The sequence below is a fragment of the Clostridium sp. NSJ-49 genome (genome assembly GCF_014287725.1).
Classification (GTDB): Bacteria; Bacillota; Clostridia; order Clostridiales; family Clostridiaceae; genus Clostridium; species Clostridium disporicum_B.
Genome location: NZ_JACOOP010000005.1, coordinates 14799 through 29425, shown reverse-complemented (window position 1 = coordinate 29425; position 14627 = coordinate 14799). Strand labels below are relative to the sequence as shown.

Sequence of the window (14627 nt, the reverse complement as noted above, 5' to 3'; positions counted from 1 at the left end):
TAATTATTTTTCCTCATGCAATTTATTTACTTAAAACTTAATAATACTTCATATAAATAATCAATTTCAGATGATACATTTTCCTTAGTTAATTCTTCAGGTAATCCTTTAATATAATCTTTTAAACTTTGTAAAACTTCAATATTTTCTCCCGAAGATATATTATCTAATGTATCTATCCAACTCTTAAACTCCTCTGTATTAACATGATCTACCCCATCATCAAAAGTAGTTGTTAATATTTTTAAATATCCATCACAAATCGCAGATACTTGAGCTTCTATAGGATCATTTTCATTTAAACTAAAAGTAATCTTTACGCTTTCAACTCCTTTTAATCCTAGCTCTTGAATTGCTGAATCAACATTTTCACTAGTATAGATACCAGTAAGTACCCTATACTTATCTGATTCTTCAGCTATAAAAGCTCTTCCTTCTGATGCTATTTTTGCATAAGTCTGATCTGCATTATCTTTCTTAGAAAAATATCCACATTGTAAGAAATAATATTCACTAGTATTCTCACCTTCTGAAACAATCGTTTCACCTTCTTGTTGTTGTCCATTTCCTTCTGTTGATACTTCTATTCCATCAGTTATTTCAGCTCCAACCTGTGCAGAATCATTAATAGGGAGCACCTTCCACACTATCCATGCTACTCCTAATCCAATCATACACGATGCAATAATCCCAACTAACAATGATGCAATAAACTTCCAAACACCATTGTTTCTTCTTCTTTTATAATTATATTTTGTATACTTCATTCTCCTCCTTTTAACCCTCCTTACTGAAACTAGCCATATTTTTTTCTTAAGTAATCTATATTAATATATATTCTCTCATTCCAGTTAATATACATTATGTAATAAAAAATTACTTTCTAAAATAAAAAAAGTACCTAAAGATATTTGTTGTTTTGCTTTATCTTTAGGTTACTTCTTATTTATCATTATTAAATTTTCTATCTACTACAATATTAATATACCTTTTATCTCATCTGACTTTTCTCTTTGAAAAAACCTATATTTCACATCATAGTAGTAACCTTTAATATCAAAAATACCAAACTACTTTATTTCTTCTAATATCTTTAATAAGTAATCCCATGTATTTTTAACTGAAGTTATGCTCATATGTTCCTGTGGAGTATGAACATCATAAAGATTTGGTCCAAAACTTATCATATCTAAGTTTCCAAGCTTTTCATTAAATAATCCACATTCAACACCAGCATGTATAGCAACTATTTTTGCTTCTTTTCCTGTCATATCTTTATATACCTTTTGGCATATCTCTCTCATCTTTGAATTTGGATCATACTCCCAACCTGGATAGTCAGATTTACTACTAAATTCTGCTCCAATAATTTCTGTTATAGTTTTTATTCTTAATTCTATCTCTTTCTTTAATGATGGAACTGAACTTCTAACAGCAGAATCAAATTCAACATAATCTTCATTCGTGCTTAATACACCTAAATTAGTTGAACTTTCTACTAATCCATCAATTTCAGTACTTCTTGTATTTACTCCATTTGGATATAAGTATAATAAATTAATAACTTTATCTGTTGTATCTTTATTAAATTCTTTTGACTCATCTACAGAAACCTTATTAACTACTACCTTTAAACCTGGATCTTGTGCTTTAAGCTCATTAGCAAATACGTCTGCAAGTTCATTAACTATTGAAGTAACTTTATCTACATTAGAATTATCTAAAGATATTATAACTTCTGCTTCCCTTGGTATAGCATTATTCTTAGATCCACCATTTATTTTAACTATGTTAAATTCTAATTCATCTTTTAAAGCTTTAAGTATTCTACCTAAAATCTTATTAGAGTTACCTCTTTCCTTAATTATGTCCATTCCTGAGTGTCCGCCTTTAAGTCCACTTATGTTAATTGACATAGTAGCTTTGTCTGCTCTGTCTTGCCATTCTATTTTGATAGCTGAGTTAGTTCTTACTCCACCTGCACAACTTACTAATAATTCACCTTCTTCTTCATTATCAAGGTTTATTAATAATTTCCCATCAAGATTATCTTTAGAAACAGCCATAGCTCCAGACATTCCTGTTTCTTCATCAGTAGTTATTAATACTTCTAAAGCTGGATGTGGTATAGAATTATCTGCAAGTAAAGCCATTCCATATGCAACAGCTATTCCATTATCAGCTCCTAATGTTGTATCTGTAGCATATATATAATCATCAACTATTCTTAACTTTAAAGGATCTTTTTCAAAATCATGGTCTGTTCCATTATTCTTTTCACATACCATATCCATGTGACCTTGAATAATTACTGTTGGTGCATTTTCATATCCTTTTGATGCTGGCTTTTTTATTATTATATTTAATGCTTCATCTTGAATAGTTTCAAGCCCAAGCTCTTTTCCAAAATTCAATAAGTAATCACTTATAGCTTTCTCATTACCTGATCCTCTTGGTATGTCAGATATTTTTTCAAAAAAATCAAAAACTAATTTTGGTTCTAAATTTTGTAAAACTTTCATATTTATTACTCCTTTTATCCTAAATTATGTTAGAATTATTGTATAAGAAAAAGTATATCATACTATATATAATACTTAAAATATTTATACTTTATTTTCTTATTTTACTAAATGTGAGGTGTTTTTATGCAAAGGACTAAGATGATATTCACTATTGGACCTGCAAGTGACAACGAGGAAATTCTAAGAAAATTTATTCAAATCGGAATGAGTGTAGCTAGACTTAATTTTTCACACGGGACTCATGAAACACACAAACAAAAGATTGATCTAATAAAAAAAATTAGAAAAGAACTAAACTCTCCAACTGCTATTATGTTGGATATAAAAGGACCAAAGATTAGAACACATAACTTTATAAATGATGGAGTTGAACTTATTGATGGACAAGCATTTACTTTTATATGTGATGATGAAATATTAGGTGACAATGAAAAATGTTCCATATCTTATGCTGCTCTTTACAAAGATGTGTCTATCGGAGGAAGTATTTTAGTAGATGATGGTCTATTAAAATTTAGAATCGATGAGATTAAAGGAACACATATTATATGTACTGTTATTGTTGGTGGAGTAATAAAAAATCATAAAGGTGTCAACGTTCCTAATGTAGACATTAATCTGCCTTCTATAACTGATAAAGATAAAGAAGATCTTATTTTTGGTTGTAAAATGGGTGTTGACTTTATTGCAGCCTCTTTTGTAAGAAAAGCTTCTGACATTGTTGAAGTTCGTAATATATTAAATGAACATGGTGGAGAGCATATTCAAATCATAGGTAAAATAGAAAGCCAAGAAGGTGTAAATAATATCGATGAAATTTTAAAACAAGCTGATGGTATTATGGTTGCTAGAGGAGATATGGGAGTTGAAATTCCTATTGAACGAGTACCTATAATTCAAAAAAATATAATAAGAAAATGTAATGAAGCTGGTAAAATAGTAATTACAGCTACTCAAATGCTTGATTCTATGATTAGAAATTCTCTTCCTACAAGAGCTGAAGCTTGTGATATATGTAATGCTATTTTTGACGGAACAGATGCAATAATGCTTAGTGGTGAAAGTGCTAGTGGAGCATTTCCAATAGAAGCTGCAACAACAATGGCAACTATAGCTCAAGAAACCGAAAAACACATAGATTATGTATACCTAAACCAACGATTAAGAGAACCAGCTATGGGTGATTTTGCTGAAGCGATAAGTTATTCTGCTTGTAGAACATCAAATGTATTAAATGCCAAAGCTATAGTAGCTGCAACAACTTCTGGTTCAACAGCTAAACTTATATCTAAATATAGACCAAAATGCCCTATAATAGCTATTACCCCTAATGAGTATGTATTAAGAAGATTAAATTTAACTTTTGGGATAATACCTTTATTATGTCAACAATTTGAAACTACTGATGAAATAATCGCTGAATCTAAAAAAGTTGCTAAAAAACTTTCATGTGCAAATGATGGTGATAATATATTAATAGCTGCTGGATTCCCAACAACTCACACTGGTGGTACTAATATGCTTAAAATAGAAAAAATATAAAAAAACTGCCATAAGGCAGTTTTTTATCTATAAAATTAATTATCGAAAAGACCTTTAAATAAATCTCCTAAAGTTACTTCTTCATCTGAATCATTATATTGTAAATATTCATTTGATCTTTCAATAGCATCTTTTATGCTTAATGAAATTTTTCTATCATTTTTATTTACATCAAGAACCTTAACTTTAACTTTTTGTCCTACAGTTAATACATCTGAAGCCTTAGCAATATTTTCATCTGTAATCTCATTAATATGAACTAATCCTTCAATACCACTATATATTTCTACAAAAGCACCAAAGCTAACTAATTTAGCAACAGTTCCTTCTATAACTTCACCTACTTTTATATTATCTCCATAAACTTTCCATGGTTCTTGGTTAACATCCTTTAATATTAAAGAAACTCTTTCATTTTCAGCATCTATATTTCCAACAAATACAGTTACCTTATCTCCAACATTAACTATATCTTCAACTCTTTTAACTCTTTCCCATGATAAATCATTTATATGAACTAATCCTGTTATTCCTCCAATATCAACGATAGCTCCTACCTTTAATATCTTTTTAACAGTACCTTCTCTTTTTTCACCTTCTTTAAGATTGTTCCAAAGAGCTTTCTTTTCAACTTGATATTGCTCTTCTTCAATTACTCTTCTAGAAGCGACAACTTTTCTATTTCTCATGTCTAATTCTATTAATTTAACTTCAAGTTCTTTTCCGATGAAGTTTTTAAAATCAACTCTTTCTCTTGAAAGTTGTGAACCTGGAATAAATACCCTTATTGATCCATAATAAGCTACAACTCCGCCTTTCACTTCTTCTTTAACTCTAACCTTTATAGTTTCTCCACTTTCAAAGGCTTTCTTTATCTCTTCTTTCTCAGTTATTTGAAGTGCTCTTACTCTTGATAATTGAACATATCCTTCACCATCATTTGGAGAAATAACATATACATCAATGCTATCTCCCTTTTGAACTACTTCTAGAGGTGATTTATCATCATTAGTTAATTCTTCTCTTGAAATAACTCCATCAAAAGCATAGTTTATGTTAACCGCTACTTCCTTATCGTTTACATCTATAACCTGACCTTTTAATATATCCCCTGATTTAATTCTTTTAACGTCAAATTCTTTTAATAAATCCTTCATTGAATCTTCTCTTAATTCTTCTGACATCTTCTACACTCCTTTAAATTACATTATAATAATTATTTTAAGCTAATATGGTATTTTATACAATACTTACTTATAGTGAGGCCCTAAATTTCAATTTAGTTAATCTAGCTTAATTGAAAATCTAAATCTTAAATTTAGTAATTTGAAATTATGCTGTAAGTGTACACCTATGAATGTATATGAGTAGTGTATTTCCTTTCATTATAAATAGATTTACAATTTAATTTATTCAAATAAAAAAAGTGCCTATTGGCACTTTTAAACTTTAACTCTTAAGTTTTATTTATTAATTCTTTTAAACTACGCTTTTTTCCTTACGTATAATATTATAGCAATAGTTAATTATATCACTACGCTTAATTATCCCAATAAATATTCCATTATCATCAATTACTGGAACAAAATTTTGTGTTGTTGCTAAATTTATTATACTTTCAACATCAGCATTTATTGATACTGATTTATGTTTCTTTCTTCTTGGTATTTCATTTATTTTAATTGTTCCTGTGTTTTTAAAATTTAAGTCTGGTGTACTTTTTAATTTTCTAAGTAAATCACCTTCTGTTAAAGTTCCAACATATTTTCCGTTTCTATCTATCAAAGGTATTGCAGTATATCCATGATGGTCCATACGCTCCATAACTTGTCTCATTGTCGCATCTAAATATTCATATATTACTTCATTCTTCGGTGTTAAAAGAAATGCAATATTCATATATAATCTTCCATCCCCTTAAAGGTTAAATTTTATTACACTTTCATTTTATCACATATCTTATCCTATTTGTTACTCTTTATATATATTTAATAAATTATTAATTAATGCTTGTCTTTTAATCTATTTTCATATCTAGAATATTCTATTTCATCAATAAATGATAAAATCTCTTGATATATTATTTTTCCACCTAGACTACGTTTAACTATTAATTCACTTAATAGTTTATTATTACATCTATTACATACACCAATGCTTACAAATCTCCATCCCATTAATTTAAAGGGATATTCACAATCTATTTTTTTATTACATCTTGGACATAATTGCTTTACCTTATCATAATCAATTTCATGATCACTTAAAGTCTCAACATCTAAAGCTGGCATTTCATATATATTATTAACTATATATTTTTCTATAGCTCTAGTATTATATAAATGTTTAAATACATTAAATTCGTAAACAGCATCATTTAAAGCATCATGTAGTTTTTCTCCATCAAACTTTATTTTTAAATGCTTTAATGCATTACTTAAACTTAATGATTTTTTAAATCCTAAAATGTTCGTAGTATACTCCTGCAAATCTAAATATTTGTTTATCCATGATATATCTCTATAATTGTAGTGATTTGCATTTCTTATTATTTCTACTATATCATCTTTTGCCCAAGAGCATACTATATCCCCTTCATCTACTATTTCCTTTAATTTTTCAATACCTTCTATAAAAGAAACCCCATCCTTTAAATTTTCTTCTTTTATTCCTGTAATATCTAAAATATTAGGATTTAATACTGGTATAACTGATGGTTTTATATATACTTTCAAACTATCCATAGGCTTCATATATTTATCAACTTTTATAGCCCCAATTTCTATAATTTCATTAACTAAATCCAATTTCTTTAGATTTGGAATTTCATTGTATATATTAGGAAAACATTTATGTATTCCACTTAAATTATTAAATTCCAAATCTATTATGATAAAAGCCAAATCTTCCTCCCCCTAACTTATCTCAATACCCGCTAACTTCATCAAATGTTTTGCATTATGAGTCTTACTAATACCACTTCTCAATTTATAATCGAACTTTATTTTATTATCTTCATAATACTCTTGGAAATTAAAATTTATTAACCATTTCCTTGTATTTTCTAACTCACACAGTTCTAAATCATGAGTAGAAACTAATCCAATAGCTCCACTCTTAACTAATTGATCTATTAATATCTTAGCTCCATCATGCCTATCACTAGAATTAGTTCCTTTAAATATTTCATCTAATAAGAAAAATACATCTTCTCCTCTTTTTCCTGCATCTATTAATAATTTAACTCTTAATATTTCAGCATAAAATGATGATATACTCTCCTCTAAATTATCTTCTGTTCTCATACAAGTATATATATTATAAATTCCACACTTAAAAGAATCACTAAATGTAGGTAATCCTAAATATGCTAGAATCATATTAAATCCGATAGTTCTTAAAAATGTACTTTTACCAGACATATTAGACCCTGTTATTAATGCTACTCTTTTCTCATTATTTAAAGTAAAATCATTTACTACAGCCTTATTACCTAGCATCGGATGCCCTACTGATTTTGCTACTATTATCTTATCAGCTGATATTGCAGGATATGACCAATTTGGATTTTCAAAAGCTAAGTTAGATAAACTAACTAAGGCTTCTACCTCTCCCATTATATTCAGCCATTCTTCAAGATACTTACCATTTTTCTCTTTCCATTCTTCTAAATTATTTAATATAAAAATATCTGAAAGAAATAAAACATTTATTATTAAATAATATGCATTACTAACGCTATCGCCCATCCAACTTATAATATTTTTAAGTTTTTTCATCTCTTTCTTACAGTCTAAATCATTACTTTCTAATTGTCTCTTTAGTTCTCTAAGCCTATAGCTTTTAAATTGTTCATCTTGTATAAGAGATAATAAATTACTATATTGATTTACTTTAGACTTATTACTTATAAACAAGTTAATTACATGGCTTAAATTTCTTGTTAGTAATTTTACCACTAAATAATTTATTGCAAACACTAAAAGTAAATACGTACCCGGCATCTTATTAGTTAGTGCTAAAATTATAAATATAGTAGTACTTGCTATAAAAAAGTAAGGTATATACTTTATTGTTAATCTACTTGATTTTTCTTCCTTTGCCCACTTTAATAATTCATCAATATTACTATTTTTGTTTCTTTTTAATTCATAGGAATCTACAAATAAATTAGTTGCAAACTCTCTTTTTTCACTTAACTCTTGTATTGCTTTTTGTTCATTTTCTATAGTAAGTCTATTTAAACTATAATTCATATTAAGTTTTTTAGCTAAAGCTTTTCTACCAAATAAAGTGTTTGTAGTATTTATCCACTGAAACAAAGAATTCTTTCCAAATATATCTAAGTCTTTTGAGAATCTATGCTCTTTATTGATATATTCTTCTCCTATATCCTCAAAGTTCTTCCATTCTCCATTTATTCTCTTTAATCCATTTTTATTGTATTCTAAAAGAATATTTAATTTCTTTTTTTCATTTAATTTATTATTATGCATAAATGCTACAATTAAAAATACAACAAATGATACTAAAAACGTAAGCAACATTCCCATAATATTATTACTTTTATATAGAAGATATAATAACCCTATACAGATAATAACTATAGCTAATCTAATAGATGAATATACTATTAATGTTTTTTCTAGTTTATTTAAAATATTTTTATTTTCTTCAATTTTTGCTTTATAAAATTCATATGGTTTTGACATTCTTACTACCTCTCCTAATTCTCTATATTATAAGTTTAGACTAAATTTCCTTTTTAATCCACAAAAAAATAAAGTGGAATCCACTTTATTTTTTCTACTCTAAACAAATTGCTTTTATCCTTAAAATTATTATCATCTTGAAAATTAATAATTGTAATAAATAATAATATAGCTACTATAATAATTAACAATATCTTTTTCATAAAATCCCTTCCATTTTTACTATATTATCTATATAATTTCCAAACTTATAATAAAATATAATTATGATTTATACCTTTTTCCTTCAAATAAGATTCTTCTCTATTTTGACAAGTAAATATTAATATCTGAATAAAACTCTCAGAAGCTAAATAGCTTAATATAGTTTTAATTCTGTTATCATCATATTGAGTAAAAGCATCATCTAAATATAAGGTTACATCTTTACTATTAAATATCATCTCTATAAATGCAACTCTCAATGCTAAATACAATTGATCATTAGCTCCATTACTTAAAAGTTGTGATGATAAAACTTCATCATTATATACTACCTTCATTTCGTATTTATCAGAAACTAAAACGTTACTATATTTGTTATCACTAAACTCTTTAAATAACGAGTTTACTTTTTTATTTAATATTGGTCCAAAGTCATTTCTTAATCCATCATAAGATTGATTTAATACTTCTTTTGCTAATTCTACAGCTTTTAAATTTTTTTCTTCTTCATTTATATTATCTTCTATATTAGTAATTTCATCTTCAATTTCAGCTATGTTACGTTTGCCTTTAAATAAATTCTCTATTTTGTTTTCTAAATCCTTTATATCTTTTTCAATTTGAATTAATTCATTGGATTTTCTTTTTATTTCTGAATCAACTTCCTCTTCATCTTTAAAACTAAACTTAAAATCCACATCAATTATTTCTTTTATCTCATTCTTAATTTTTTCAATATCTTTATCTTTTATTAAGGCTAAATAAGTTTCTTCTACCGATAATAAGCTTCTATGAATTTCTCTTTTTTGATTTATTTTACGCTTTAATTCATCTAACCTTTCTCCTACTTCGATAATATCAATACCTTCTAATCCTACATATTTTAATTTTTCAAAAATTGTATCTTTTTTTGCTTCTAATTGTTTCTCAAAATCACGTAATACTTCTTCATCACTTTTTGCATCATGCTTTAAAGAATTACAATTTTTATTAATTTCCTCAAACTTATATATATCATCTATTAAAACATCTATATTGTCTGCTTTAGATATTTTTAAATAATCATCAATTTTTTCTTTGTTAGCATTGAATTTATCATTAGCATCATCTAAGTTTAACAGCTCTTTTTGATTGTATTTTTCACTAATTTTTACTTCTATATTTTCTTTAATACCTAAATACTCATTATATAATTTTAAATATCTTATAAGTTGTCCAAAATCTATAACTCCAACTATTTTATTATACTGTTCTAGGTTTAACTCTATTTCCTCTACATCTTTCTTTAAGGAATTTATATAAGATTTTTCTTTTAACTCTATTATTCTGTTGACTAAAAATAATAATAAAATACTCAATGCAGACATTGTAAATAAACTTATTCTGATACCAATACTGTTCGATACTAATCCTAAAACAAAAAATATTACTGCTAATAATCCTATAGATACCTTTATATACTTATTATTTAAAATACTATTATTTTTTTTATTTTCCATAGCAAACTTTAAACTCTTCAACTTTTCTTCATATATTTCAAGTTCACTCTCTACATTTTTCCTAATATCTTCTATCTTATAAGCATCTCCAATATGCTCTTTAGCTAATATTGCTTTATTTTTAAGTAAAGTAATTTCTTTATCTATTTTTCTATTAATCTCTATTTTTTCTCTTAAAGAATCCTGTTCAATTTTTAATTTTATCAACTCTTTAGAAATATCTTCACCTAATTCTTCTATATATTTATATTCTTTTAGCGGTTCTTCCGACCTCTTTAATTCATCTAATTTAGAATCTAATTTAACCTTAGCCTTTTCTCTTAAATCTAATAATCTTAAATACATAGAGTATTCTTCTTTTAATAAATCAACTGTCTCTAATAATACTTCATCATTATTATTAATTAAAAACTTACTAATATTTTTTTCTTTTTTTTGAAGCTCCTCTTTTTTTCTTGAATACTTTATAATATCCTCATATTCTTCTTGCAATTTAATCTTTTTTAAATATTTTTTATAACAGTCTAAATTTGAAAGTTCATTCTTTGTATTTTCTCTTTCTTCTTTTAAATTTAGTAGCTCTTTTTCATTATCTAAATTCTGTTCTGCTAAATTATATCTTTCATGTCTTTCAGCTAATAATAAACTATACTTTTCTCTTAGCTTATCTAAATATCCACTCTTTCTAATATTACTTAAATACTTCTTATAATTGTCTAACATTATAAAAGCCTTATCTACCGTTACATCTCCTTCTGAAACTCCTACAGAATTTAATATCTTATCTAAAATCTCTTCATCTTTATCTTTATTTACTTCACTTCCTAATTGTCTTATAAAAAGCGTTTTTATAAATGTAGATCTATTAATATTTAAAAAATACTTTCCTGGTTCTTCTGAATTTATATCCTTAACTTCATCTCCTGTTAAAGCATTTATTATTAATGAAGTATCTTCTTTCTTGGTTTTGCCAAAAGTCCTTTTTATAATATAAGTTTTATCTTTAAATTCGACCCAAAGCTCTCCCTTAATTACCTCTCCAGATAACGGCATATACCTTAATCTTTCATTTACCCTTAAATCTTTACCTCTATTACTACTAAATCCATATAACCATATCTTTATAAAAGATTGAATAGTACTCTTTCCAGTTTCATTTTCGCCATAAATTATATTAATTCCATTATCAAACTCTACAACTTTGTTTTTTAACCCTCCAAAGGCAATAATATTAACTTTTTTAATTATCATTTAATTTCACCTCTTCCTCTGAAAGGCTCTGCAATCCAATTTTTAATGCTCTATTTATTATTTCCTTTTCATCTTCATTTGCTTCTTTAAGCTTTTCTAACATTCTCTTTATAAACTTACCTCTTATAGAATAATCATTAGCTAACTCATCTAAACTCATTTCTACAGTTGTTTTATTTAAAACTTTTATAAAGTAATAATCATTTTTTAATTTTTCTACTAAAGTTTTAATATCTAAATATAAGTGACTTTTTATATCACCAGTAAGTGTGATCTTAAATAGATTGTTTAACCTATCTTTTTCATCTAGAATACTAAGTAATTTTTCTTTAATATCTTCATATGTATCACATTCCGATATATCAATATCTTTAACTATATATTCTCTTTTATTAATAGGAATAAATTTTAAATCTACGCCTCCCTTATATACCTCACCTAAAATAACTCCTTTTTTCCCTACTTCATCAAATCCACGACCTTGAGGGCAGCCACTATAAGCATAATAAGAATTTTCTTCTTTTAATATTCCTGAAAATTTATGAATGTGTCCTAATGCTATATAATCCATATAAGAATTCCTTATATCTTTTAAAGAAATTGGATTATAGTCATTTTTAGCATCCTTAGTAGATATATCTCCATGCAATACCATCATATTTATTTTTGAAGTATCTAACTCTTCAATATTAATTAAAGTTTCTCTCTCATACTTTTTTGTAAATCCAGCTCCATACACTACTAATTCTAATTCACTTATTTCTTTTTTACTCATCTTCCCTGTAAAAATATGAACATTGCTTGGCCAATTAATCATATTATAAAAAGATTTTTCATAATAAGGATCATGGTTTCCTGGAGCTATAAATATATATTTATCTTTTATTCTTTTTAATTGATTAATAATAAAAATTAACGTTGTTTTATTTACTGTAAAATTATCAAATAAATCTCCTGCAATAAATAGTACTTGTACATTTTCTTCTATAGTTAAATCTATTATTCTTTTAAATGTCTCTAATAATTCTTCTCTACAATTGTTTGCAATTTCTTTACTCAACTCTTTAAAAGGAGTATCAAAATGTATATCTGAACAATGTAAAATTTTAACCTTTCTCATATTATCCCCCTTAACGAACCTTTGTTCTTATTTTACCATATTTTGTGTAAAAGAAAAAGAGATGCAAACTCTGCATCTCTTTCCCTTTAGCGAATAATAGATTTTCAATACTTTTCTGGCGGTAAATTCTCCATAAGATATCACCCTCTCAAGATATTGACCATCTTTTAGTGTGTTTCCTTAGTGGTGCTTTACTTTAATCCACTTTCGTATTGTTCTACCATTCTTTTAACCATTTCACCACCAACGGAACCACATTGTCTAGATGTTAAGTTACCATTATAATCTGTAAATGGTACTCCTAACTCATTCGCTACTTCGTTCTTAAATGCGCTTAACCCATTTTTTGCTTCTGGAACTAATGCTTTTGACATGTCTGATTCCTCCCTTGGTTTCATGAATTATAAACAGTAACTAATAGAATATTGTTATATTTTATTTTGTTTCCTGTCTACACTATTATATTGCCCTGAGATGACTTTTATATTACAAGAAAATACTGGAATATATAATTAATTATTTACCTTCTTTTTAAATTGCTTTGCAACTAAATCTCTTATTATAGCTATAATTATTGCTATTTGGAATGATAACCCTAATGTTATAAGTTGCAGATAACTAAAACTATCTACTTTAAATATTATATAAGTTTCAACTGCCCATACTAAAAAGGATATTAATGCACCCTTCTTACCAGCTATGACAGCACTTAATATTATAGTTAAAAAAATTACTAATTGAATATACATAAAATCCATAAAAACACCTACCCTTTTTTCTCAAATACTGTCCACTTTTTCTAAATTTTAAACATATTTCATTGCTTTAATAAAGCTATAAAATATTGCTTGAATAATAAAAGTTTAAATAACAAAAAATATTATAAATTCTATAAATGGAGGTATATATGAACAGTAAATTTTTAAAGAAATTATCCATACTATCTACAATCCTTATATCATCTTCGGCTTTAATAGGTGCTTTTCCTAAAGCAGACAGTAATTCGTATATTTTTAAGAAAAATAAGGATGTTATTATATTAGATAGCGACTTAAAAACACCTTTGCCTAATAGATTTAGAGATGTCACACTTCTTAATATTTCAGGAAGTGCTCAATTTACTAATGATCAAGTAGAACCATTGAAAAAGGCTATAAATAAAGAAAATATATGCATTGTAGATTTGAGGCAAGAATCTCATGGACTATTAAATGATTTAGCTATAAGCTATCATAACTTCTATAAACTAATTAATAATGGTTTTGATTCAGTAGAAACTATAGAAAAAGAAAATTCAGAACTTAATAAAATAAAAACTAATTCTCAAGTTAATATATTTCACGAAAATGGTAAATTATATAAATGCTTAGAAGCAGAATCTGTTTGCACTGAAGAAAAGGCTGTAACAGATTGTGGTATGCAATATAAACGTTTTGCAGTTAGAGATGGAGGAGTTCCTACACCTGATACTGTTGATGAATTCGTAGACTTCATAAAAAATAAGCCAGATGATCTCCACTTACATTTTCATTGTCATGCAGGTGAAGGACGAACTACTACTTTTATGGTACTCTACCAAATAATGAATAATCAAAATAACTTAACATTAGATCAAATTCTTTCTTATCAGTATAATATTGGAGGAGTTGTATTAACAAATGATGGTTATAGGTTAGGTTTTCTTGATTCATTTTATGAATATATACAAGAAAATAAAGATTCTAATTACGCCACTCCATACTCTCAATGGATAGTCAAAGATGTTAAATGCTAA

Annotated in this window: 13 protein-coding genes; 2 read left to right on the top strand and 11 right to left on the bottom strand. The window is 26.5% G+C overall.

The features are described from left to right. Positions 1 to 26: 26 nt before the first annotated feature. Positions 27 to 767: an SPOR domain-containing protein gene (locus H8S10_RS02600; protein ID WP_186837854.1), complete on the bottom strand. Its 741-nt coding sequence runs from the start codon at positions 765 to 767 to the stop codon at positions 27 to 29. 303 nt (positions 768 to 1070) lie between these two features. Next, positions 1071 to 2522, bottom strand: a complete 1452-nt coding sequence (locus tag H8S10_RS02595) for an aminoacyl-histidine dipeptidase (RefSeq protein WP_055265540.1) — start codon at positions 2520 to 2522, stop codon at positions 1071 to 1073. 126 nt (positions 2523 to 2648) lie between these two features. Between H8S10_RS02595 and pyk the strand changes: the two genes are divergently transcribed. After that, positions 2649 to 4067, top strand: coding sequence for a pyruvate kinase (gene pyk / locus H8S10_RS02590; protein ID WP_186837853.1), 1419 nt, complete (start codon positions 2649 to 2651; stop codon positions 4065 to 4067). A 35-nt stretch (positions 4068 to 4102) separates the two neighbouring features. Here the strand turns inward: pyk and rpsA are convergent, their stop codons facing one another. The 9 genes from rpsA to H8S10_RS02545 all read right to left on the bottom strand — a co-directional run bounded on the left by rpsA (position 4103) and on the right by H8S10_RS02545 (position 13611). Next, positions 4103 to 5251, bottom strand: a complete 1149-nt coding sequence (gene rpsA, locus H8S10_RS02585; RefSeq protein ID WP_186837852.1) for a 30S ribosomal protein S1 — start codon at positions 5249 to 5251, stop codon at positions 4103 to 4105. A gap of 295 nt (positions 5252 to 5546) precedes the next feature. Next, positions 5547 to 5966, bottom strand: coding sequence for a CBS domain-containing protein (locus tag H8S10_RS02580; protein ID WP_055265546.1), 420 nt, complete (start codon positions 5964 to 5966; stop codon positions 5547 to 5549). 104 nt (positions 5967 to 6070) lie between these two features. After that, positions 6071 to 6970, bottom strand: coding sequence for a 3'-5' exonuclease (locus H8S10_RS02575; RefSeq protein ID WP_186837851.1), 900 nt, complete (start codon positions 6968 to 6970; stop codon positions 6071 to 6073). A 12-nt stretch (positions 6971 to 6982) separates the two neighbouring features. Next, positions 6983 to 8779, bottom strand: a complete 1797-nt coding sequence (locus tag H8S10_RS02570) for a MutS family DNA mismatch repair protein (protein WP_186837850.1) — start codon at positions 8777 to 8779, stop codon at positions 6983 to 6985. A 53-nt stretch (positions 8780 to 8832) separates the two neighbouring features. Continuing rightward, positions 8833 to 8982, bottom strand: a complete 150-nt coding sequence (locus H8S10_RS02565; RefSeq protein WP_156334261.1) for a hypothetical protein — start codon at positions 8980 to 8982, stop codon at positions 8833 to 8835. A 45-nt stretch (positions 8983 to 9027) separates the two neighbouring features. After that, positions 9028 to 11733, bottom strand: coding sequence for an AAA family ATPase (locus tag H8S10_RS02560; RefSeq protein WP_186837849.1), 2706 nt, complete (start codon positions 11731 to 11733; stop codon positions 9028 to 9030). Further along, complete coding sequence (locus H8S10_RS02555) at positions 11723 to 12853, bottom strand: DNA repair exonuclease (protein WP_186837848.1); 1131 nt, start codon at positions 12851 to 12853, stop codon at positions 11723 to 11725. The genes H8S10_RS02560 and H8S10_RS02555 overlap by 11 nt, the downstream gene beginning before the upstream one ends. 191 nt (positions 12854 to 13044) lie before the next feature. Then, complete coding sequence (locus H8S10_RS02550) at positions 13045 to 13227, bottom strand: alpha/beta-type small acid-soluble spore protein (protein ID WP_032117290.1); 183 nt, start codon at positions 13225 to 13227, stop codon at positions 13045 to 13047. Between the two features lie 138 nt (positions 13228 to 13365). After that, positions 13366 to 13611 (bottom strand): hypothetical protein, encoded by a 246-nt coding sequence (locus tag H8S10_RS02545; RefSeq protein ID WP_055265556.1) that lies wholly within the window; start codon positions 13609 to 13611, stop codon positions 13366 to 13368. A 149-nt stretch (positions 13612 to 13760) separates the two neighbouring features. Here H8S10_RS02545 and H8S10_RS02540 point away from each other — a divergent pair, with 149 nt between their 5' ends. Beyond that, positions 13761 to 14627 carry a phosphatase gene (locus tag H8S10_RS02540; RefSeq protein WP_186837847.1) on the top strand — a complete coding sequence of 289 codons (867 nt, stop codon included), beginning with the start codon at positions 13761 to 13763 and terminating at the stop codon, positions 14625 to 14627.